The organism is Pseudomonas sp. MF6767 (assembly GCF_016405475.1).
Taxonomy (GTDB): domain Bacteria; phylum Pseudomonadota; class Gammaproteobacteria; order Pseudomonadales; family Pseudomonadaceae; genus Aquipseudomonas; species Aquipseudomonas paracarnis.
In genome coordinates, this window is the sequence record NZ_JAEKCY010000004.1 from 146,536 (window position 1) to 166,897 (window position 20,362).

A 20,362-nucleotide genomic window follows, 5' to 3' on the forward strand; every position below is an offset into this window, starting at 1 on the left:
CAACCGATGGATCACCGCAACCGTTTTCGCCTGGAGTCACTGGGTATTTTCCTGGTCGCTCTCTTGTTGTTCACAGTAGGTATCTGGGATCAGCAGCCCCAGGGTTTTGACGGGCGTTGGGCGCTGTTCATGCAGGAAATGTATCGCCATGGCGCGAGTCTTTTCCCCACCACCTACGGCCAGCCCTATGCGGATTACCCCGGCACCGCGACCTTCTTCAGTTATCTATTCGCGCGCTTGTTTGACGCGCCGAACCACTTGGCGAATGTGCTGCCCACAGCGCTCGCGTCGGCGGGGGTGATCGCGCTGATGTATCGCCTGCTGGCACCCTACAGCCGTGCCTGGTCGCTGCTGACGGTGCTGCTCACGCTGCTCACCGCCCAGTTACTCGAAAAGTCGCGCTCGGTGTGCCTGGATCAGATGGTCGCGTTGTTATGCGTGGGCAGTTTCTATCTGCTGCACACCGGCGAACGCCTCGGGTCACGGCTGAGGCAACTGGCGGTGTTCCCGCTGTTCATCCTGGGTTTTGCCATACGTGGGCCGCTGGGGTTGATTGAAGTCTGCGGGGTGGTGTGTGTGTATTGGGCATTGGGCAAGCCGGGAGAGCGTGTCCGGCAGGTGCTGATCCACGGCGTTGCCGGCCTGGTGTTGCTCGCAGCGTGCTGGTGGCTGCTGATGAAGCTTGCGCGGTTCAGTGGTGGCGCTGCGTTTGCCGATGAAGTCTTCAAGATGCAAGTCGGTGGGCGTCTGGATGAGTCGGGTGAGCCGTTTTACTTTTACTTCCAACTGAGCTTGTACCGCTACTTCCCGGTGGTGCCGCTGGCGTTTGCGACCCTGTTTGCGTTGCGCCATCGCTGGCCCGAGCGTTGGGGCAATGAGCACCTGCAATTGCTGGTGCGGTTCGGGGGTTGCGGCTTGATGATTCTGCTCGGCCTGTCGGTACCGCATTTCAAGCGCGCTTATTACATTCTGCCGATGGTGCCGATGTTTGCGGCTGTCGCTGCCTATGGGCTGCTTCACGCGCAAGGCTGGCTGGTGGGTGTGCGCCGTTGCTATGAATGGCTCGTCGCGGCGCTGCCGGCGTTGTGCGTGGTTGTGTTGTTTGTGTGTCGACACGCCTGGCATAAACAGGGCTACTGGCCGGAGATTTCCTTGCCGTTGATGATCGGCGTGTTGGTGGTGCTGCAAGCCGCAGCGTTGATGGCCTGGCAGCGAGCATGGCGGTTGGTGTGGCTCAGTCTGATCGCGCTGGTGGCGCAATGGCTGTTGCTTGTGACAGTGATAGAGCCGGCCAAGGACCTGCAATTCGACACCCGGCGGTTTGTCAGCCAGGTGGAGGCGTTGCGCCAGACGCAGCCAGGTCCCTTGGTGTTTGTCGATCTGGCCCGGGATACCTGGGCGGTGCGCTACATGATGAACCTGGATCACGATGAACAGCCGCTGTTTGTCGGGCGTCACGAGCTTGAGAAGTTGGCGGCGCTGCCCCGGCCCTCCTGGGTGATCGTGTCGCGCAAGGAGACCGCGCTGTTGAAGGGGTCGCCGGTGGAGCACCTGGCGCCGAGCTATCAAGGGCGCTTGAATGACAACCCGTTGATGGTGTTCTTGCTCAAGTAAGGAGGCCCTTGAGCCAAGGGCCTGTCGAGCAGATGATTATTTGCAGCGGAAGCTTTCAGGCATCGTGACCGTGTAATTGCGCTGCACGCGGTCCTGGAAATTCAGGTTCTGCAAACCCTGCTGCACCAGGAAGGCTTCGACCTTGGCGGCTTGGCAGTCGTCGTTATAGGGCGACGCCCTTAGCAGGTAGACAGCGCGCCTGCTCACTTCATCACGAGCGGTGACCCGGAAGGTGGTGAGCGTGGTGTAGCCGGTGCGCTCCGAGGTCCCTACCGGGCCGTAGGAGGTGTTTGGAGTGCTGGTGCAGGTCAGTTGGTCGGTCTTTTTCTTGTTCTTCTTGCATTGAGTGGTGGTGCTTTTTGCCACCTGCCCGTATTCGGTGGCGGTATAGCGATACGTCACCTGCTTGCTGTCGACGTCCAGGGTGACGGTCATTTTGATCGGCGCGTGGTTCTTGGGCAGGGTGGTGTCGGTGAAGACATTGCGAAAGCCCTGGTCCTGCATGGCGCGGACCATGTCACGCAGGTAGTAGCGAGCATTGAGTGAGTTTTCATCACTTCCGCCAGTGGAGGTCACCAGCACGGTTGCCTGCCGGTCGAAGTGATAGTCGGGATCAGGCGTCGCGTTGATCGCTACGTCCAGCTGCGTGGCACACCCACTGAGCAGGGCGGTCAGTAGTAACAGGGTGCAAAGCAAGAAGCGGGTCATGAAAAAACCTTACAACTGAGATTTGGGTAAAGGCTGAACGATTGAGTCCAGCCAAAAATAACCCTCAATCGTCCTGCTGCGACATCGTGTCCGTAAATGCGTGAGTCGCATTAAATCGCAGGCAATAAAAAACCCCAAGGAACGCATTGTTCCTTGGGGTTTCTCGGTATTTTGGTGCCCAGAGACGGAATCGAACCGCCGACACGGGGATTTTCAATCCCCTGCTCTACCGACTGAGCTATCTGGGCAACGGGGCGCATTAAACGGGTTTTTCAGGGGGTCGTCAAGCAAGTTTTCAAAAAATATTTAATTATTACCGTCGCTTACGTGCAGACCCTGGTTTTTGATCAATTATTGAGCAGGCGGCACGTAGCCGTCGGCCTTGGCGTATTCCTCGCCGGAAAAGAACTTGTCCATTTCGCCGGCCAGGTATTTACGGTCTTCGGCGTTCATCATGTTCAGGCGTTTTTCGTTGATCAGCAGGGTCTGGTGTTTCAACCAGTCGCCCCAGGCTTTGGCGGAGACGTGCTCGTAGATGTCCTGGCCCTTGGCACCTGGGTACGGAGGGCGCTCCAGGGCTGGCAGTTCTTCTTTGTACTTGCGGCACATGATGGTGCGGGTCATGACGAAACTCCTGCGTTCAATACGTCGGCCGCGCGCTTCAGCAGTTTTTTCACCGGGGCGGCAAGGCCCAGGCGCGGCGGGGTGGCGAGGTTATACCAGAGCCAGTCGGCCTCGGCCACGTGATGGGCGGTTTCCTCGACCTGGACCAGCCAGGGTTCGATGGCCAGTTGGAAGTGGCTGAAAGTGTGGACCAGCCCGGGCAGTTCCTGATGCTTGCCCAGCGCCAGCGCGTGCTGGTTGGCGAGGTGATCCAGGTCTTGCAGGTCGTCCAGCTCCGGCAAGCTCCACAAGCCGCCCCACAAGCCCGTAGACGGGCGACGGTAAAGCAGGATCGCGCCCTCTGCGTTGGCCAGCATCGGCATCAGCGTGCGCTTTTGCGGGATGGTCTTGCGCGGCTTCGGGATCGGGTAGCGTGTTTCCAGGCCCAGCATGTGGGCTTCGCAGCCTTTTTCCAGCGGGCACAGCAGGCAGCTGGGTTTGCTGCGGGTGCACAGGGTGGCGCCCATGTCCATCATGGCCTGGGTGTAGGCGTTGACGCGCTCAAAGGGTGTGAAGCGCTCTGCGGTGGCCCACAGGTGTTTGGCGACCTTGGGCTCGCCCGGGTAACCCTCTTGCGCGGTAAAGCGCGCCAGCACGCGTTTGACGTTGCCGTCGAGGATCGGCGCGCGCAGGCCCATGCTCAGGCTGGCAATCGCGCCAGCGGTGGACAGGCCGATGCCCGGCAGCTCGGTGAGCTTTTCCACGTCGCGGGGGAATTCGCCGCCGTGTTCGGCCACCACGATCCTGGCGGTCTTCTGCAGGTTGCGCGCCCGTGTGTAGTAGCCCAGACCCGTCCACAGGTGCAGCACTTCATCTTCCGGCGCGGCGGCCAGGGCTTCGACCGTCGGCAGGGACGCCATGAACCGGTCGAAGTAGTTGAGCACGGTGCTGACCTGGGTCTGTTGCAGCATGATCTCCGACACCCACACCCGGTAAGGGGTGATGCCCTGTTGCCAAGGCAGGTCGTGGCGGCCATGGCGGTCGTACCAGTCCAGCACCGCTTGTGAAAACTGCTCGGTTCTCATCGGTTGAACAGGCCTTTCAATGCGTCTTTGAGCTTGGGGTTAACCTTGTCGAGTTTCTCTTCCAGCTTCTCGTTGAGGCGGTTGCCGGCAGCCTTGAGGGCGACCTGGCCCAGGCCGTCCTTGTCCAGGCGGCAGGCCTTGGCGCCGAGCTCAAGCGGGCCTCGGCAGCGCAGTGGCACCTCAATGCCTTGGAAGTTGGCGCCGACCTGGCAGGCTGGGTCCGGCACGTCGCGCTTGTCGCCTTCGACGATGATGCCGACGCGGTAGTCCATGCCCAGCACGCGTAAATCCACATCACCGTTGCCGTTGAGCGTCAGGCCAGGAATGCGTACTTTCAGGTCGGGGTTGCTGGCCACGCCGTTACGGAGCGTGAGGTTGCCGCGCAGTTCCTGGAAGGGCGTGTCCTTGCCGCCTGGTGTGGCGCTCAGGGTCTTGCGGTTGAGCAGGGCGATGCCGGTGCACAGTTGCTGCTCGATGTTGGCATTGAGCAGCACACCGTTGTTGATCACGATGCTGGTGGTGCCGTTGAGGCTGTCGATCAAGGCCTTCTGGCTATTGCCACGGCCGTTGAGGTTACTGTCGAGGGTGAGCTGGCCTTTGACCGGCGGGTTTTTCCCTTGGGCCTGCAGGATGCGCTCAACGGGCACCTGCTTGATGTGGCTTTGCAGGGCCAGCACTGGCGTGTCCTGGCGTACGTCGAGTGTGCCGTTGGCCTGGAATGTGCCGTTGTAGAGACCGCCGCTGAGGGTGTCGAGCTTGAGCTGCCCGTCAATGCCAGAGGCTTTGAGCACCGCGTTCTGAATGGGCAACTGGCTCAGGGTCAGTTCGCCAAAGGCCAGGTCTGCATTCACGTCCAGGCTGCGCAGGCGCGTCAGCGGTAGCAGTTTGTCGTTGCTCCAGGCACCTTTGGTCGGCGCCTCCGGCAATGGCGTGTTGCCGCCTGCGGCCATGGCGCCGGCTTCGCTGCTCTGTACTTCGGCCTGGCGCGCGGCGGTTGCGCCTTTGGCGGCTTCGGATTTGGCCGGCAGGTAATTGTCGGCATTGAAGGTATCGCCCTTGAGCTGCACACGCAGTGACTGCTTGGCGAAGTCATCCACAGCGACGCGGCCGGTGAAGGTGCTGGCATCGAGCTTCAGGTTCAAGTTTTCCAGGGCGACGCTGGTGGGCGTGCCCTTGAGGCGGCTCACCAGTTCGACCTTGCTCAGGCTGCCTGGGGCCATGGCAGGCAGTGGGTGGCCGACGCTCTCAAGAAACTTGGCCAGGTCAAACTGGGCAACCGACAGGGCGCCGCTGATCTGCGGGGTTTTGTCCAGGTCATTGGCCTTTAGTTCGCCCAAGGCGCGCAGTTGGTTGGCCGCCAGTTTCAGGTTGGTCCATTCGGCGACGTTGGCCGCCAAGTCCACCAGCAGTTGGCCCTGGGTGGAGAAGCTCACGGTCTTGCCTTGCAACGGCTCACCGGTGGCTTCGCCACTCAAGCGCATGTCTTCGAACTGATAACGCTTGAGCGCGCGCTGGATGCGCAAGTTGCCGTTCAGCTCAGTCTTGACCCGCATCAGCGGCTGGTTGCTGCCCAGGAACGCCGTGAGTTTCAGCGGGATGCTGGCGCCTTCGTGGATGGCACCGGCACTCAACTGGATACTTTCGGCACTCAATTGCTTGCCGGTCTGTTCATCGGTGTATTCGACGCGGGCGTTGTTGATGGTCAGGCTGTCGATGTCCAGGCGGATCGGCTGCGGCGGTTTTTCCGGCTTGGTTTCAGCCACCGGTTCGACCGGCGCGGGAGCGGGGGCACCGGCGGTTTCGTCGGGCAGGTTCTTGCCGATGTCTTCCCAGTTGCCGTGACCTTGTTTGTCGCGGTTCAGGCGCAGGTTCAAGCCCTCGACACGCACATCGCTCATTTGTACTTCGCGGCGCAGCAGTGGCAGTACGCGCACCGAGAGGCCGAGCATCTGCAAGTCGGCAAACGGTTGAGTCGGTGCGGTCAGGGTTGCGACGCTGGCTTCATGAAGCTCCAGGCCCAGCCAGGGGAACAGGCTCCAGCCGATATCGCCATTGAGCGTCAGCTCGATGTGGGCCTTGTCGCGGGCTATCTGGCGAATTTCTTCTTTGTAGTCGTTGGGATCGAAAAGGTGGGTCAGGGCAAAGCCGAGCGCCACAATGATCAGCAACAGCCCGAGAAGTACCAGACCCAGGATTTTGCCGAACGCTTTCATGGGCGAGTCCTTGTATGTCGATTTCAAAATTTAGCCGCAGAGTATAACGCCCGAAGGCCGGCGTCAGTTCACGGATCGTTACATTGTATCCACCGGTGCGGAAATGGGATTTTGACGTCAAGAAAATACAGATAATCGAAAAAAGGTAGTGGCAGTTTGATTTTTCCATCATCCACTGGTGCTAATCTCTGCACGTTCGTCCGCCTTCTGCGACTTAACGTCGCGCCTAAAAGGGAGCTTCACTCAACAAAACGGCCACGCTTTGCGTGCAAGGCCGAGGGAGAGAGCGCCTGACGGACGCATACCAATAACTGGGGGAAACACCAATGAGCACTAGCACTGTGGCCGGCAATGCCGCCGCACAGCCTGCGTTCCTGTCCAAGGAGCGCATCATCGCCAAGCCGGGCTTCAACCGCTGACTGGTTCCACCGGCCGCACTGGCCATCCACTTGTGCATCGGCATGGCCTACGGCTTCTCGGTGTTCTGGCTGCCCTTGTCCAAGGCGCTGGGCATCACCGCACCTGTGGCCTGCGCGCCGGACATGAGCTTTATCGCCCAAGTCTTTTCGTCCCAATGCGACTGGCCCATCTCCATGCTGGGCTGGATCTATACCCTGTTCTTCATCTTCCTGGGCTGCTCCGCAGCAATCTGGGGCGGCTGGCTGGAACACGCCGGGCCGCGTAAGGCTGGTGTTGTCTCGGCGCTGTGCTGGTGTGGTGGCCTGCTGATCTCCGCCTTGGGTATCTATACCCACCAGATCTGGCTGATGTGGATCGGCTCCGGGGTCATTGGCGGTATTGGCCTGGGCCTGGGCTATATCTCGCCCGTTTCGACCTTGATCAAGTGGTTCCCGGACAAACGCGGCATGGCGACCGGCATGGCGATCATGGGCTTTGGCGGCGGCGCGATGGTGGGTGCACCTTTGGCCGCGGCGCTGATGGGCCATTTCTCTTCACCGACCAGCGTCGGTGTATGGCAGAGCTTTGTGGTCATGGCGGCGATTTACTTCGTGTTCATGATCGGTGGCGCACTGCTGTATCGCGTGCCGCCAACCGGCTGGAAGCCTGAGGGTTGGACTGCTCCGGCGAAAAAAGCCAGCAATGCGATGATCACTCACCGCCATGTGCATGTGAATGTCGCGTGGAAAACCCCGCAGTTCCGCCTGGTATGGCTGGTGCTGTGCCTGAACGTGTCGGCCGGTATCGGCATCCTGGGCATGGCTTCGCCACTGCTGCAGGAAGTGTTCGGCGGCAAGTTGCTGGGTGTTGATGTGCCATTTGGTCAATTGGATGCGGGCCAGTTGGCCTCCATTGCAGCCATTGCCGCTGGTTTTACCGGCCTGTTGAGCCTGTTCAACATCGGTGGCCGGTTCTTCTGGGCGTCGTTCTCCGACTACCTGGGGCGTAAAAACACCTATTTTGTGTTCTTCGCCCTGGGCTTTGCCCTGTACGCGCTGATCCCGAACCTGGGGCACCTGGGTAACGTGGCGCTGTTCGTGGCCGCGTTCTGCATCATTCTGTCGATGTACGGCGGTGGTTTTGCCACGGTTCCGGCCTACCTGGCGGACTTGTTCGGCACTCAGATGGTTGGCGCGATCCACGGTCGCCTGTTGACCGCCTGGGCCGCTGCGGGCGTATTGGGCCCGGTGCTGGTGAACTACCTGCGTGAATACCAGTTGAGCATCGGCGTTGAACGCGCCGCGGCCTACGACATCACCTTGTACATCCTCGCCGGCCTGCTGGTGCTGGGCTTCATCTGCAACCTGCTGGTGCGCCCGGTGGCCGACAAGTACTTCATGACCGACGCGGAACTTGCCGCCGAACAGGCGCTGGGCCATGACAAAGGTGCTGATGCGAGCACTGTGCTGGAATGGAAGGCCTCCGCCGCCAGCAAGCCGCTGGCGATTGCTGCGTGGCTGGTAGTGGGTATTCCGTTGGCGTGGGGTGTGTGGGTGACCCTGCAGAAGACGGCGGTACTGTTCCACTGACACCGCAATAAGGGTGGGCCCGGCTCCTGTGGGGCCGGGCTTGTGTGGGAGCTGGCTTGCCTGCGATAGCATCACTGCGGGGCAACTGGTACACCGAGGTGCCTGTATCGCAGGCAAGCCAGCTCCCACATAAGCCCATGCTCACATGTATGCACATGTCTATCCCCGACATTCCTCGCTCCAACTCGTCAGTCTTATCCCCTTCGTTGTTTCTGTTTAGCGCCTGCGCCCCTATAATGGCTGCCTTTTTCGCCCAATGATTTTGCGGAGCTGGTGATGGCCGAACGTAAGGCATCTGTCGAGCGCGACACTCTGGAAACCCAGATCAAAGCCTCGATCAACCTGGATGGCACCGGAAAGGCCCGATTTGATATCGGTGTACCTTTTCTTGAGCACATGCTGGACCAGATCGCCCGTCACGGGCTGATCGACCTGGATATCGTCGGCAAAGGCGACCTGCATATCGACGACCACCACATGGTGGAAGACGTGGGCATCACCCTCGGCCAGGCGTTTGCCAAGGCCATCGGCGACAAAAAAGGCATCCGTCGCTACGGCCATGCCTATGTCCCGTTGGATGAAGCGCTGTCCCGTGTGGTCATCGACTTCTCCGGTCGCCCGGGTTTGCAGATGCACGTGCCGTACACCCGCGCTAACGTGGGCCGTGGCTTTGACGTCGACCTGTTCCAGGAATTCTTCCAGGGCTTTGTCAACCACGCACTGGTCAGCCTGCACATCGACAACCTGCGCGGCACCAACACTCACCACCAGATCGAAACCGTGTTCAAGGCTTTCGGCCGCGCACTGCGCATGGCCGTGGAAGTCGATGAGCGCATGGGCGGGCAAATGCCGTCGACCAAGGGCGTCCTGTAATGCAGACGGTCGCGGTTATCGATTACGGCATGGGTAACCTGCACTCGGTGGCCAAGGCCCTTGAGCATGTAGGCGCCGGCAAGGTGCTGATCACCAGCGATGCCAACGTGATTCGCGAAGCCGACCGTGTGGTGTTCCCCGGCGTCGGCGCGATTCGCGATTGCATGGCCGAGATCCGTCGCCTGGGCTTTGATAGCCTGGTGCGCGAAGTCAGCCAGGACCGCCCCTTCCTCGGTATCTGCGTGGGCATGCAAGCCTTGCTCGACAGCAGTGAAGAGAACGGCGGTGTCGACTGCATTGGCCTGTTTCCAGGGCAGGTGAAGTTCTTCGGCAAAGACCTGCATGAAGATGGCGAGCACCTCAAAGTCCCGCACATGGGCTGGAACGAAGTGCGCCGCACCGTCGACCACCCGCTGTGGCACGACATCCCGGACATGGCGCGTTTCTACTTCGTGCACAGCTACTACATCGCCGCCGGTAACCCGCGCCAGGTGGTGGGTGGCGGGCATTACGGCGTCGATTTTGCCGCCGCACTGGCCGATGGTTCGCGCTTTGCCGTGCAGTTTCACCCGGAGAAAAGCCATACCCATGGCCTGCAATTGCTGCAGAATTTCGCCGCGTGGGATGGTCGCTGGTAAATGGCCAGGAAGCCGAAGCCGCCGATCTTGAACCTCGCGCCCGAGCAGGAGCGTGAGGCTACCGACAAGATCAAGCGGTTCATGGAAGACCGCTTCGAGCTCAAGCTGGGCTCGTTCGAGGTCGCCGAAATTCTTGAGCTGTTCACCACCGAAGTGGCGCCGCATTATTACAACAGGGCGATTTTCGACACGCAGACGCTCCTTAAAGAAAGGTTCGAAAGCATCGAAAGCGACTTGTGGTCGCTTGAGAAACCCTGATTTCCCAAGCATTGCTGAATATCGAATAAGGTTTGCCAGATGCTGATTATCCCCGCTATCGATCTCAAGGACGGCGCTTGTGTCCGCCTGCGCCAAGGCCGCATGGAAGATTCCACCGTGTTCTCCGATGACCCGGTGAGCATGGCTGCCAAATGGGTAGAAGGGGGCTGCCGTCGTCTGCATCTGGTGGACCTGAACGGCGCCTTCGAAGGCCAGCCGGTCAATGGCGAGGTGGTCACCGCCATCGCCAAGCGCTACCCGACCCTGCCGATCCAGATCGGCGGCGGTATCCGCTCCCTGGAAACCATCGAGCACTACGTGAAAGCGGGCGTGAGCTACGTGATCATCGGCACCAAGGCCTTGAAAGACCCAGCCTTCGTCGCCGAAGCCTGCCGCGCGTTCCCTGGCAAGGTGATCGTCGGCCTGGATGCCAAGGACGGCTTCGTCGCCACCGACGGCTGGGCTGAAATCAGCACCGTGCAAGTGATCGACCTGGCCAAGCAGTTCGAAGCCGATGGCGTGTCCGCCATCGTTTATACCGACATCGCCAAAGACGGCATGATGCAGGGCTGCAACGTACCTTTCACCGCAGCCCTGGCAGCGGCCACCAAGATTCCGGTGATCGCTTCCGGCGGCATCCACAACCTGGGCGACATCAAGTCGCTGCTGGACGCCAAGGCGCCTGGGATCATCGGCGCCATCACCGGCCGTGCGATCTATGAAGGCACTCTGGACGTCGCCGAAGCCCAGGCTTACTGCGACGCCTACAACGGCTGAGGACTGACCATGGCGCTGGCCAAACGCATCATCCCTTGCCTGGACGTCGACAACGGTCGCGTGGTCAAGGGCGTCAAGTTCGAGAACATCCGTGACGCCGGCGACCCGGTGGAAATTGCCCGTCGCTACGATGAGCAAGGTGCCGACGAGATTACCTTTCTCGACATCACCGCCAGCGTCGATGGCCGCGATACCACGCTGCATACCGTCGAGCGCATGGCCAGCCAGGTGTTTATCCCGCTGACCGTGGGTGGCGGCGTGCGCACAGTGCAAGACATCCGCAACCTGCTCAATGCCGGTGCGGACAAGGTCTCGATCAACACCGCTGCGGTGTTCAACCCCGAGTTTGTCGGCGAAGCCGCGCAGCACTTCGGTTCGCAATGCATCGTGGTGGCTATCGACGCCAAGAAGGTCTCCGGCCCGGGCGAAACCCCGCGCTGGGAGATCTTCACCCACGGCGGGCGCAAGCCTACCGGGCTGGACGCGGTGGAGTGGGCGATGAAGATGGAAGGCCTGGGCGCCGGTGAAATCCTGCTGACCAGCATGGACCAGGACGGCATGAAAAACGGCTTCGACCTGGGCGTCACCCGCGCCATCAGCGATGCACTGGGCATCCCGGTGATCGCTTCGGGTGGGGTTGGCAACCTGCAACACCTGGCCGATGGCGTGCTCGAAGGCCATGCCAGCGCGGTGCTGGCGGCGAGTATTTTCCACTTTGGCGAATACACCGTGCCCGAGGCCAAGGCCTACATGGCAGCGCGCGGTATCGTCGTGCGCTAAACGCTGCTGGACACCATGGCAGGCTCGCGGCACTCTCTGCGCTTGCCATGGATTCCGGTAGCCTTCATGTTCAAACACCTGCTGCTCGCCCTCGCCAGTTCCTCCATGTTCATGGTGGCTACGGCACACGCCGAACAACCGTCTGACGCCTCCCTGGTGTTGCTGACGGAAAATTTCCCGCCCTACAACATGGCGAAAAACGGCAAGAACTTCGCCAAGGACGAGAACATCGAAGGCATTGCCGTGGACATCGTGCGCGAAACCTTCAAGCGCGCTGGCATTTCCTACAACCTCACTCTGCGTTTTCCTTGGGAGCGAATCTACAAGCTCGCCCTGGAACAGCCAGGTTACGGCGTGTTTGTAATGGCGCGGTTGCCAGATCGTGAAGCCTTGTTCAAATGGGTCGGCCCTATCGGCCCGGACGATTGGGTGTTGCTGGCCAAGGCAGACAGCAAGATCGAGTTGGAAAATCTGGAGCAAGCGCGCCGCTACAAGATTGGCGCCTACAAAGGCGATGCCATTGCCGAAAGCCTGGACAAGCAGGGGCTCAAGCCGATAGTCGCCCTGCGTGACCAGGATAATGCGCAAAAGCTTATGGAAGGCCAGATCGACCTGTGGGCCACAGGCGACCCCGCTGGGCGTTACCTGGCGCGGCAGGTGGGGGTGAACGGGCTCAAGACGGTATTGCGCTTCAACAGTGCGCAGCTTTACCTGGCGTTGAACAAAGACGTGCCGGATGAGCTGGTGGCCAGGCTCCAGGCCGCATTGGATGAGTTACGCAACAGCGGCCGTATAGACGAAATCATGGCGCAATATCTGTAAGTGAGCTGTTGTGGCGAGGGAGCTTGCTCCCGCTGGGCTGCATAGCGGCCCTGAAATCGTGGGAGCGCTTCGCACTCCAGCGGGAGCAAGCTCCCTCGCCACAGTGATTGTCAGCGATAGATGCCGTTTTTGCCGTGGGCACTCATCGCCCGATTACTGCGCACGCTGATCATCAACTTGATATCGATCCACTCCACGCCCTGCGCCTTAAGCTTGGGCAACTCGCGCTCCAGCACCGCCAGCGTCTGTGGGTAAGGATGCCCGATCATGACTGCCGAACCCTGTTTATGCGCCAGTTTGATCGCGGTCTGCAGTTGCGTGGTAATCGCCGCCTCGGTGCGTTCGTCATCGAGAAATACATCCCGCGACACATGGGCCAAACCGATCTTCTGCGCCTCGGCGGCGGCGACGGTTTGCGCACTGGTGCGGCTGTCGACGAAGAACTTGTGACGCCGTTGCAACTCACCCATCAGCCAGGCCATCGCTGCCGGTTGTGCGGTCATGCGGCTGCCCATGTGGTTGTTGATGCCGGCGGTGTAGGGCACGGCTTCAAATGCCGCGTCCAGGCGTTTGCCCAGTTCTTCGATGGACAGCTCCGGGTGCCAGGCGAATGGGCCGGTGGCCGGGTCCATGGGCATGTGCAGGATCACGATCTTGCCAGCCTTGTGGGCCTCACGGGCAAATTCGGCGGCGTGGGGCGTGTCCGGCATGATGGCGGCGGTCACCGGGCCGGGTAGCGCAAGCACGCGACGATCCCGAGGCAGGTTTTGCCCCAGGTCGTCGATGATAAGCGTCAGGTAGGCTTTGTGCGGTTCGCTGGCAGTGGCCGCTTGAGCGACCCCCGCCAGGCTGCACAGCACAGCGAAGATCAGGGCAAGACGCATGATCAACGGCTGCGGGTGATGCTCAAGCCCTTGAGCAGGCTGAGCGCCTGGGCCAGTTGGTAGTCATCGTCCTGCGGCATCGGCTTGGCCTTGGCGCGGCTGCCGGTTGGCTGGTCGGCACCGCCGTTGCCATTGCCCAGATGGCCTTGCAGGTCGGCCTCTTTGTAGTATTCGCCATCGATCTCGTTGGTGATCTTGGCGCGGCGTACTTCGATGTCCGGCACAATGCCCTGGGCCTGGATCGAGCGGCCGTTCGGCGTGTAATACAGCGCCGTGGTGATCTTCAGTGCACGGTCGTTGTTCAGCGGCAATACGGTCTGCACCGAGCCTTTGCCGAAGCTGGTGGTGCCCATCAGCACACCGCGCTTGAGGTCTTGCAGGGCGCCGGCGACGATTTCCGAGGCCGAGGCGCTGCCGCCGTTGATCAATACCGCCAGTGGCACGTTCTCGCTGAGGTCGTTGCCGGTGGCCGAGAAGCGCAACTCGGAGTTGGCGATACGGCCCTTGGTGTAGACGATCAGGCCCTTGGTGACGAAGTGGTCGACCACCTCGACCGCCGACTGCAACACGCCGCCTGGGTTGTTGCGCAGGTCAAGCACGATGCCGTTGAGCTTCTTGCCGTTGTCTTTGCGCAGCTTGGCCAGTGCCTTGGCCACTTCGTCGCCGGTCTTGACCTGGAACTGGGTGATACGGATATAGCCGTAGCCCGACTCCAGCAGCTGGCTTTTCACGCTCTTGACCGTGATGGTCGCACGGGCCAGGGTCACGTCAAACGGGTTGCCGCCGTCGCGTACCAGGGTCAGGGTGATCTTCTGGCCGAGCTTGCCGCGCATCTTGTCGACGGCTTCGGTCATGGTCTGGCCACGGGTCGGCTGGCCGTTGATCTTCACGATCAGGTCGCCGGCCTGGATGCCGGCCTTGGACGCCGGGGTGTCGTCGATAGGCGAGACCACTTTTATCTGGCCGTCTTCGGAGCCCACTTCGATGCCCAGGCCGCCGAACTCACCGCTGGTGCTTTCCTGCAGCTCGGCGAAATCTTCCGGGCCCAGGTAAGCGGAGTGCGGGTCGAGGTTGCTGAGCATGCCCTTGATGGCATTTTCCAGCAGGGCCTTGTCGTCTACGGGTTCGACATACGCTGCCTTGATCCGGTCCATGACCTCGGCAAAGGTGCGCAGCTCGTCCAGCGGCAATGGCGCCTTGGTCGTCGCAGCCATGGCAGGTGCAGCCGGTGCGGCCTGGTCGGCAAAAGCCAGAGGCGCGCCGATCACCAGGGCGATCGTCAGGGCCAGCGAAGTGAGGCGGGACAAATGCAGCATGTCGAACGAACTCCTAATGTAGATGCGACCCTATCCTTGGGACCGGCACCATTGTGCAGGGTCGCTCGGGCGGCCCTGCTGACGAATAGCGAAGTACAGCGCCGGGGTGTCCTGGCCGCCACTGTTACCGACAGTGGAGATGGATTCACCGGCTTTTACAACATCACCTGCCGACTTGAGTAGTGTCTGATTGTGGCCGTAAAGGCTCAAATAGCCATTACCGTGGTCAAGAATCACCAGCAAGCCGGCGCCCCGCAACCAATCGGCGAACACCACGCGCCCACCGTGCACCGCGTGGACCTGGCTGCCGGCAGAGGCGCTGATCATCACGCCATCCCACTTGGCGCGGGTGTCATCGCCACGGGTTTCCCCAAAGCGTGCCAGTAATCGACCATCAACCGGCCATGGAAGTTTGCCTCGTGCTGAAGCAAAAGGGCCGCCGAACGACTCGCCGCTGCTGGAAACCAACGGGCCAGGCGCTGCACGCGCCGGTTTGCGCGGGGCCGGAGCGTCGGTGGTGGCAGCCAGTTCGGCCTCACGCTGACGCTTTTTTTCGGCTTCCTGCTGGGCGATCAGCGCTTTTTGCCGCGCTTCTTCGGCCTCGCGTGCCTGGCGGGCCAGGGTTTCTTCAATGGTCTTGAGGACTTTGGCCAGGTCGGCCTGGTCTTGCTCGCGGGCCTGCAACTTGGCGTCGCGGGCTTTTACGTCGCTGTTGAGCTTGGCCAGGGCCTGCTGGCGTTCCTTGCGTACTTTATCGAGCTGGTCGCGCTGGGTGTCGAGGGCAGTTTTCTGGTCGAGCAGCTGCGATTGCTGGTCGGCGATTTCCTGTTCGACATTGGCCAATTGGCGCAGGGTTTCGTTAAACCCCTTCAATTGCGCCAGGCGCGCCTGGCTCAGGTAGTCGTAATAGGTGAGGGTACGGGCGAATTTTTCCGGGTTCTGCTGGTTGAGCAGCAGCTTGAGGTACTCCTGGCGGCCGCTCTGGTACGCGGCACGGGCCTGGATCGCGATCAGGCGTTGCTGTTCAACGCGTGCGCTCTGGAGTTTTTTTTTCTCAGCGTCGAGTCGCTCCAGTTCCGACTCGCTCTTCTTTAGTTCTTTTTGTAGCTCCTGGACCTGCTTCTCCAGCTTGCCCATTTCGGTTTCCGTGCCGCGCAGGTCTTTCTGCACCCCGGATTTTTCTTCCTGGAGCTTGCCGAGCAGCTTTTTCAGCTCGGTAATGTCCTGACGCGTAGCGTCCAACTGTTGTTGGGTTTGTGCGCGCTCATCGGCAAACGCCGGTTGGAGCAGGCAGACAAGAGCAAGGGTTATCAAGGCGCGAAGCATAGAGGCGGGCGACACCAGGGGAAAAGGACGGCCTAGTATGCCCGCCAAGCGCTGCAAAAAAAACGCCCAATTGGGGCTGGTGGGCAAGATAGGTGCCGAGTGGTGCTGGTATGGCAAAAAGATATCTCTCAAAGCGCCGCAAACCAATGTGGGAGCGGGCTTGCCCGCGATTGCGGTGGGTCAGCGACATAGATGTCGACTGATTAGCCGCTATCGCGGGCAAGCCCGCTCCCACACTGTTTTGTGGCGTACTTTGGATCAGACCAGGATCGAGGTCCCGGTCATCTCCTTCGGCTGCTCCAGCCCCATCAGCTTGAGCATGGTCGGCGCCACATCCGCCAGCACGCCACCTTCACGCACTTTCAGGTCACGTTTGCCGACATAGATGAACGGTACCGGTTCGGTGGTGTGCGCGGTGTGCGCCTGGCCGGTGGATTCGTCGGACATCTGTTCGCAGTTGCCGTGGTCGGCGGTGATCAGCGCTTCGCCGCCGACTTTTTCCAGCGCGTCGACGATGCGGCCAACACATTTATCCAGGCATTCCACGGCCTTGACCGCCGCTTCCAGGTTGCCGCTGTGGCCAACCATGTCGCCGTTGGCGTAGTTGACGACGATCACGTCATAACGCTGGTGATCAATGGCGTCGACGATCTTGTCGGTGACTTCCGGTGCGCTCATTTCCGGCTGCAAGTCGTAGGTAGCGACTTTTGGCGACGGGATCAGGATGCGCTCTTCGCCGGGGAACGGCTCCTCGCGGCCACCGGAGAAGAAGAACGTCACGTGGGCGTATTTCTCGGTTTCGGCGATGCGCAGTTGGGTCTTGCCGTTCTTGGCCAGGTAGTCGCCCAGCACGTTCTCCAGGCTGCCCGGGGCGAACGCCGACGGGGCCGGGATGTTGGCGGCGTATTGGGTGAGCATGACGAACTCGACCTTCGGCTGGCGCGCGCGTTCGAAGTCCTTGAAGCCTTCATCGACGAACACATGGCTCAGTTCACGGGCGCGGTCGGCGCGGAAGTTCATGAACACCACGGCGTCGCCGTCTTCGACTTTCACCGGCTCGCCGATGGTGGTGGCTTTGACGAATTCATCGCTTTCACCGCGGGCGTAGGCCGCTTCCAGACCTTCCTGGGCGGTGGCCGCGTTGAATTCGGCCTGGCCGTCGACGATCAGGTTGTAGGCCTGGGCGACACGGTCCCAGCGGTTGTCGCGGTCCATGGCGAAGTAACGGCCCACCAGGCTGGCGATACGGCCCTTGCCCAGGGCGGCGAAGGTGGTATCCAGCAGTTCGATGGAGGATTGCGCGCTTTTAGGTGGCGTGTCGCGGCCGTCGAGGAAGGCGTGCAGATAGATTTTGTCAGCGCCGCGCTTGAACGCCAGTTCGGCCATGGCGACCAAGTGATCCTGATGGCTGTGTACGCCGCCGTCCGACAACAGGCCCATGAAGTGCACGGCCTTGCCGGCGGCAACGGCTTTATCGACCGCCGCGCAGATGGTCGGGTTCTCGAAGAACTCGCCATCGCGGATCGCCTTGGTGACACGAGTGAAGTCCTGGTACACCACTCGTCCGGCACCTAGGTTCATGTGGCCGACTTCCGAGTTGCCCATCTGGCCGTCCGGCAGGCCCACGTCCATGCCGGAACCTGAGATCAGGCCGTTGGGCACGGTGGCGGTCAGGCGGTCCAGTACCGGCTTGTTGGCCGAGTACACCGCGTTGTCGTGGTGGCTTTCACTGTGTCCGAAGCCATCGAGAATTATCAGGACCAAAGGTTTAGGCGTGGTAGTCATAGATCCTCTCGCGGCGCTAATAAAGGAAGACAATTGAAAAGGGAGTGGCAGTTTAAAGCGAAGTTCCAACCACGTCACCGCTTTACGGGGGTTGGCCCCCCCTGGCGGCTGTGTATACTTACCGCCATTTTAACGCCCTGGAACCTCCTTGATGGTTGATCACCTGATTGCATTTGCCACTGCCCACTACCTGCTTGTGGGCGCCTTCGTCATCCTGCTGGCGCTGCTGATCGCTCACGAACTGAGCCGCGGTGGTCGCAGCCTGAGCACGTCGGAGCTGACCGCGCTGGTCAACAAGGATGAGGCCGTCGTCGTCGATATTCGCCCGGCCAAGGATTATGCCGCCGGCCATATCGTTGGCGCCCTGAACATTCCCCAGGACAAGCTGATTGCGCGTCTGGGCGAACTGGAAAAGCACAAGGCCAAGACCATCATCCTGGTCGATGCCCAGGGCCAGCACTCCGGCACCCACGCCCGTGAGATGCTCAAGTCCGGCTTCACCGCCGCCAAGCTGTCGGGTGGTATCAGCAGTTGGCGTGGCGATAACCTGCCGTTGGTGAAGTGATATGAGCCAGGTTGTCGTGTATTCCAGCGATTGGTGCCCTTACTGCATGCGGGCCAAGGCCTTGCTTGAGAAAAAGGGTGTTGCCTTTGAAGAGATCAAGGTCGATGGCAAGCCCCAGGTGCGCGCCGAAATGGCCCAGAAGGCTGGCCGCACGTCGGTCCCGCAGATCTGGATCGGCACCCGGCATATCGGTGGTTGCGACGACCTGTTCGCTCTGGAGCGCGCCGGTAAACTTGATGCGCTGCTGTCCGCCTGACGCCTAAACCCTCAAGAACCCAAGATAAAGAAGGATCTGCGATGACTGATCAACAGAACACCGAAGCAGCAGAAGCTCAAGGCCCACAGTTCTCGCTGCAGCGGATCTACGTGCGTGACCTGTCCTTCGAAGCGCCGAAAAGCCCGGCCATCTTCCGTCAGGAGTGGACCCCAAGCGTTGCGCTGGACCTGAACACCCGTCAGAAATCCCTGGAAGGTGACTTCCACGAAGTCGTGCTGACCCTGTCGGTCACCGTCAAGAATGGTGAAGAAGTCGCTTTCATCGCTGAAGTGCAACAGGCCGGTATCTTCCTGATCCAGGGCCTGGACGAAGCGTCCATGAGCCACACCCTGGGTGCGTTCTGCCCGAACATCCTGTTCCCGTATGCCCGTGAGACCCTGGACAGCCTGGTCACCCGTGGTTCGTTCCCGGCCCTGATGCTGGCTCCGGTGAACTTCGATGCCCTGTACGCCCAAGAGCTGCACCGCATGCAACAGGAAGGCGCGCCAACCGTTCAGTAATTTGCTGAGCGATGCCGTTCTAAAATGTGGGAGCGGGCTTGTGTGGGAGCTGGCTTGCCTGCGATAGCATCACTGCGGTGTGACTGACACACCGAGGTGCCTGCATCGCGGGCAAGCCCGGCTCCCACACAAGCCCGCTCCCACATTTGTTATGCGGTGTTATTTAAAGCCCAGTTGGCGCCAGCCTTCATAGACGGCAACGGCTACGGTGTTCGACAGGTTCAGGCTGCGGCAGCCTTCACGCATCGGCAAGCGCAGGCGATGGCCATCGGGCAATGCGTCAAGCACCTCGGCCGGCAGGCCTCGGCTCTCCGGGCCGAACAGGAACGCGTCGCCCTCGGCAAAGCTGGCATCATGAAACGGCCGCGAGCCCTTGGTGGTGAACGCGAACAGCCGTGGGTGGCCCAGGCTCTCCAGGCAACCGGCGAGGTCGGCATGGCGCTTGAGGGTGGCGTACTCGTGGTAGTCCAGCCCGGCACGGCGCAGGCGCTTGTCGTCCATGTCAAAGCCCAACGGCTCGATCAAATGCAGGTGGCAGCCACTGTTGGCGCACAGCCTGATAACGTTGCCGGTATTCGGCGGAATTTCTGGTTGAAAAAGGATGACGTGAAACATGCACGGCTCCGAAGGCAAAGATGCGCTGCATTCTACCCCCGAAGACGACCCGAGACCGAAGCTATTGCCGAGGGTGTTGGGCTCATTGGCGATTGTCGGCTTGATGATTGGCTTGATGATCGGTCGCTTGACCACCCCCGAGCCGCTTGAGCTGCAACAGGTAGAACCTGCGGCGGATGGTTTGGTGGTGTGGTTCAACGACGAACCCAAGCTGCACGGCGAGCATATCGACGGCACCGTGGCGCTGCTGTTTGACGCCCAGGGCAAGGCTGCCAACGGGCAGCTCAAGGTCAACGGCAAGGACGTGAATTGGCGCATACGCAAGACCGACGCCGGCCTGCTGCTGAACCTGGTGGCGGCTCGGCCGTTGCGTGGGGAGTGGAGCGGTGCAGAGGTCGATGGCCGCTGGCGGCTGGAGATCCATCTCCAAGAGCAATAAAAGAGGGAGTTCCCGGCCTGCCTGTACCAGGGCTCCCAAAACGGGGTGAAGCCTAAGGCTTCGGTGTTAAAGAGGGGATTCTCGGCCTGCCTGTACCAAGGTCCCCGAAACTGGGTAGTACTGGGGTTATTGCAGGGGGCGTGCCAAAACTTGCAATTGCTGCTGGAAAAAAATGCCAAAAAGCGCAAAGCCCCGGAATACGGGGCTTTGTTTGTTTCTGCTACCAAGAAATTTGTAGCGAAAGCGATATGTGAGTTTTCTGGTCTGTGCTCAATGCCGGTTCATCGTGCATTGAA

At 60.8% G+C, this 20,362-nt stretch carries 20 protein-coding genes, 1 tRNA gene and 1 pseudogene; 12 read left to right on the forward strand and 10 right to left on the reverse strand.

Features of this window, described 5'->3' with window-relative positions:
* Positions 1-6 precede the first annotated feature (6 nt).
* The gene (locus tag JFT58_RS09235) at positions 7-1,614 is read left to right on the forward strand and encodes an ArnT family glycosyltransferase (RefSeq protein WP_054897555.1); all 1,608 of its coding nucleotides are present in this window, start codon (positions 7-9) and stop codon (positions 1,612-1,614) included.
* Positions 1,615-1,650: 36 nt separating this feature from the next.
* Here JFT58_RS09235 and JFT58_RS09240 read toward each other — a convergent pair whose 3' ends face one another.
* From JFT58_RS09240 to JFT58_RS09260, 5 genes are all read right to left on the reverse strand, one after another.
* Positions 1,651-2,322 carry a hypothetical protein gene (locus JFT58_RS09240; protein WP_198834370.1) on the reverse strand — a complete coding sequence of 224 codons (672 nt, stop codon included), beginning with the start codon at positions 2,320-2,322 and terminating at the stop codon, positions 1,651-1,653.
* 172 nt (positions 2,323-2,494) lie between these two features.
* Positions 2,495-2,570, reverse strand: a tRNA-Phe gene (locus tag JFT58_RS09245).
* A gap of 103 nt (positions 2,571-2,673) precedes the next feature.
* Positions 2,674-2,946, reverse strand: coding sequence for an oxidative damage protection protein (locus JFT58_RS09250; protein ID WP_034125530.1), 273 nt, complete (start codon positions 2,944-2,946; stop codon positions 2,674-2,676).
* The gene (mutY, locus tag JFT58_RS09255) at positions 2,943-4,010 is read right to left on the reverse strand and encodes an A/G-specific adenine glycosylase (protein ID WP_198834371.1); all 1,068 of its coding nucleotides are present in this window, start codon (positions 4,008-4,010) and stop codon (positions 2,943-2,945) included. The genes JFT58_RS09250 and mutY overlap by 4 nt, the downstream gene beginning before the upstream one ends.
* A complete protein-coding gene (locus JFT58_RS09260) occupies positions 4,007-6,223 on the reverse strand; it encodes an AsmA family protein (protein ID WP_054897553.1) in 2,217 nt (738 codons plus the stop codon). The genes mutY and JFT58_RS09260 overlap by 4 nt, the downstream gene beginning before the upstream one ends.
* Before the next feature lie 326 nt (positions 6,224-6,549).
* Here JFT58_RS09260 and JFT58_RS09265 point away from each other — a divergent pair.
* The 7 genes and pseudogenes from JFT58_RS09265 (at position 6,550) to JFT58_RS09295 (ending at position 12,359) form a co-directional block, all read left to right on the forward strand.
* Positions 6,550-8,211, forward strand: a pseudogene (locus tag JFT58_RS09265) (OFA family MFS transporter).
* Between the two features lie 276 nt (positions 8,212-8,487).
* Positions 8,488-9,084, forward strand: a complete 597-nt coding sequence (gene hisB / locus JFT58_RS09270) for an imidazoleglycerol-phosphate dehydratase HisB (RefSeq protein WP_003187781.1) — start codon at positions 8,488-8,490, stop codon at positions 9,082-9,084.
* Positions 9,084-9,722: an imidazole glycerol phosphate synthase subunit HisH gene (gene hisH / locus JFT58_RS09275; protein WP_054897551.1), complete on the forward strand. Its 639-nt coding sequence runs from the start codon at positions 9,084-9,086 to the stop codon at positions 9,720-9,722. The genes hisB and hisH overlap by 1 nt, the downstream gene beginning before the upstream one ends.
* Positions 9,723-9,980, forward strand: a complete 258-nt coding sequence (locus JFT58_RS09280; RefSeq protein ID WP_032894032.1) for a DUF2164 domain-containing protein — start codon at positions 9,723-9,725, stop codon at positions 9,978-9,980.
* 39 nt (positions 9,981-10,019) lie between these two features.
* The gene (hisA, locus tag JFT58_RS09285) at positions 10,020-10,757 is read left to right on the forward strand and encodes a 1-(5-phosphoribosyl)-5-[(5-phosphoribosylamino)methylideneamino]imidazole-4-carboxamide isomerase (protein WP_054897550.1); all 738 of its coding nucleotides are present in this window, start codon (positions 10,020-10,022) and stop codon (positions 10,755-10,757) included.
* Between the two features lie 9 nt (positions 10,758-10,766).
* A complete protein-coding gene (gene hisF / locus JFT58_RS09290) occupies positions 10,767-11,537 on the forward strand; it encodes an imidazole glycerol phosphate synthase subunit HisF (RefSeq protein ID WP_003187786.1) in 771 nt (256 codons plus the stop codon).
* 66 nt (positions 11,538-11,603) lie between these two features.
* Positions 11,604-12,359, forward strand: coding sequence for a substrate-binding periplasmic protein (locus tag JFT58_RS09295; protein WP_054897549.1), 756 nt, complete (start codon positions 11,604-11,606; stop codon positions 12,357-12,359).
* 110 nt (positions 12,360-12,469) lie between these two features.
* On the opposite strand, the gene JFT58_RS09300 is transcribed toward JFT58_RS09295, so the two are convergent.
* From JFT58_RS09300 to gpmI, 4 genes are all read right to left on the reverse strand, one after another.
* A complete protein-coding gene (locus tag JFT58_RS09300) occupies positions 12,470-13,243 on the reverse strand; it encodes a divergent polysaccharide deacetylase family protein (protein ID WP_054897548.1) in 774 nt (257 codons plus the stop codon).
* A gap of 2 nt (positions 13,244-13,245) precedes the next feature.
* Complete coding sequence (locus tag JFT58_RS09305) at positions 13,246-14,559, reverse strand: S41 family peptidase (protein WP_034125537.1); 1,314 nt, start codon at positions 14,557-14,559, stop codon at positions 13,246-13,248.
* Positions 14,560-14,589: 30 nt separating this feature from the next.
* Positions 14,590-15,885: a murein hydrolase activator EnvC family protein gene (locus JFT58_RS09310; RefSeq protein ID WP_003187792.1), complete on the reverse strand. Its 1,296-nt coding sequence runs from the start codon at positions 15,883-15,885 to the stop codon at positions 14,590-14,592.
* A 258-nt stretch (positions 15,886-16,143) separates the two neighbouring features.
* Positions 16,144-17,670 (reverse strand): 2,3-bisphosphoglycerate-independent phosphoglycerate mutase, encoded by a 1,527-nt coding sequence (gene gpmI, locus JFT58_RS09315; protein WP_054897547.1) that lies wholly within the window; start codon positions 17,668-17,670, stop codon positions 16,144-16,146.
* A gap of 151 nt (positions 17,671-17,821) precedes the next feature.
* Between gpmI and JFT58_RS09320 the strand changes: the two genes are divergently transcribed.
* Genes JFT58_RS09320 through secB form a run of 3 tightly spaced genes read left to right on the forward strand, consistent with a single transcriptional unit; the run spans position 17,822 to position 19,012 of the window.
* Positions 17,822-18,235 (forward strand): rhodanese-like domain-containing protein, encoded by a 414-nt coding sequence (locus JFT58_RS09320; RefSeq protein WP_032901811.1) that lies wholly within the window; start codon positions 17,822-17,824, stop codon positions 18,233-18,235.
* A 1-nt stretch (position 18,236) separates the two neighbouring features.
* Positions 18,237-18,491 (forward strand): glutaredoxin 3, encoded by a 255-nt coding sequence (gene grxC, locus JFT58_RS09325; protein ID WP_003171118.1) that lies wholly within the window; start codon positions 18,237-18,239, stop codon positions 18,489-18,491.
* Between the two features lie 41 nt (positions 18,492-18,532).
* Entirely contained in the window at positions 18,533-19,012 is a 480-nt protein-coding gene (gene secB, locus JFT58_RS09330) for a protein-export chaperone SecB (protein WP_054897546.1), read from the forward strand.
* A 159-nt stretch (positions 19,013-19,171) separates the two neighbouring features.
* On the opposite strand, the gene JFT58_RS09335 is transcribed toward secB, so the two are convergent.
* Positions 19,172-19,627 (reverse strand): tRNA (cytidine(34)-2'-O)-methyltransferase, encoded by a 456-nt coding sequence (locus JFT58_RS09335; protein ID WP_054897545.1) that lies wholly within the window; start codon positions 19,625-19,627, stop codon positions 19,172-19,174.
* Between JFT58_RS09335 and JFT58_RS09340 the strand changes: the two genes are divergently transcribed.
* Complete coding sequence (locus JFT58_RS09340; RefSeq protein WP_054897544.1) at positions 19,626-20,066, forward strand: hypothetical protein; 441 nt, start codon at positions 19,626-19,628, stop codon at positions 20,064-20,066. The genes JFT58_RS09335 and JFT58_RS09340 overlap by 2 nt on opposite strands.
* Positions 20,067-20,362: the final 296 nt, after the last annotated feature.

Bases quoted from the DNA above. Each gene is read 5' to 3' on its own strand.
- JFT58_RS09295 (WP_054897549.1), top strand. From the start codon at position 11,604: ATGTTCAAACACCTGCTGCTCGCCCTCGCCAGTTCCTCCATGTTCATG.
- JFT58_RS09240 (WP_198834370.1), bottom strand. From the start codon at position 2,322: ATGACCCGCTTCTTGCTTTGCACCCTGTTACTACTGACCGCCCTGCTC.
- hisB (WP_003187781.1), top strand. From the start codon at position 8,488: ATGGCCGAACGTAAGGCATCTGTCGAGCGCGACACTCTGGAAACCCAG.
- JFT58_RS09260 (WP_054897553.1), bottom strand. From the start codon at position 6,223: ATGAAAGCGTTCGGCAAAATCCTGGGTCTGGTACTTCTCGGGCTGTTG.
- JFT58_RS09250 (WP_034125530.1), bottom strand. From the start codon at position 2,946: ATGACCCGCACCATCATGTGCCGCAAGTACAAAGAAGAACTGCCAGCC.
- grxC (WP_003171118.1), top strand. From the start codon at position 18,237: ATGAGCCAGGTTGTCGTGTATTCCAGCGATTGGTGCCCTTACTGCATG.
- JFT58_RS09300 (WP_054897548.1), bottom strand. From the start codon at position 13,243: ATGCGTCTTGCCCTGATCTTCGCTGTGCTGTGCAGCCTGGCGGGGGTC.
- JFT58_RS09320 (WP_032901811.1), top strand. From the start codon at position 17,822: ATGGTTGATCACCTGATTGCATTTGCCACTGCCCACTACCTGCTTGTG.
- JFT58_RS09305 (WP_034125537.1), bottom strand. From the start codon at position 14,559: ATGCTGCATTTGTCCCGCCTCACTTCGCTGGCCCTGACGATCGCCCTG.
- mutY (WP_198834371.1), bottom strand. From the start codon at position 4,010: ATGAGAACCGAGCAGTTTTCACAAGCGGTGCTGGACTGGTACGACCGC.
- JFT58_RS09235 (WP_054897555.1), top strand. From the start codon at position 7: ATGGATCACCGCAACCGTTTTCGCCTGGAGTCACTGGGTATTTTCCTG.
- gpmI (WP_054897547.1), bottom strand. From the start codon at position 17,670: ATGACTACCACGCCTAAACCTTTGGTCCTGATAATTCTCGATGGCTTC.
- hisA (WP_054897550.1), top strand. From the start codon at position 10,020: ATGCTGATTATCCCCGCTATCGATCTCAAGGACGGCGCTTGTGTCCGC.
- hisH (WP_054897551.1), top strand. From the start codon at position 9,084: ATGCAGACGGTCGCGGTTATCGATTACGGCATGGGTAACCTGCACTCG.
- secB (WP_054897546.1), top strand. From the start codon at position 18,533: ATGACTGATCAACAGAACACCGAAGCAGCAGAAGCTCAAGGCCCACAG.
- JFT58_RS09340 (WP_054897544.1), top strand. From the start codon at position 19,626: ATGCACGGCTCCGAAGGCAAAGATGCGCTGCATTCTACCCCCGAAGAC.
- hisF (WP_003187786.1), top strand. From the start codon at position 10,767: ATGGCGCTGGCCAAACGCATCATCCCTTGCCTGGACGTCGACAACGGT.
- JFT58_RS09335 (WP_054897545.1), bottom strand. From the start codon at position 19,627: ATGTTTCACGTCATCCTTTTTCAACCAGAAATTCCGCCGAATACCGGC.
- JFT58_RS09280 (WP_032894032.1), top strand. From the start codon at position 9,723: ATGGCCAGGAAGCCGAAGCCGCCGATCTTGAACCTCGCGCCCGAGCAG.
- JFT58_RS09310 (WP_003187792.1), bottom strand. From the start codon at position 15,885: ATGCTTCGCGCCTTGATAACCCTTGCTCTTGTCTGCCTGCTCCAACCG.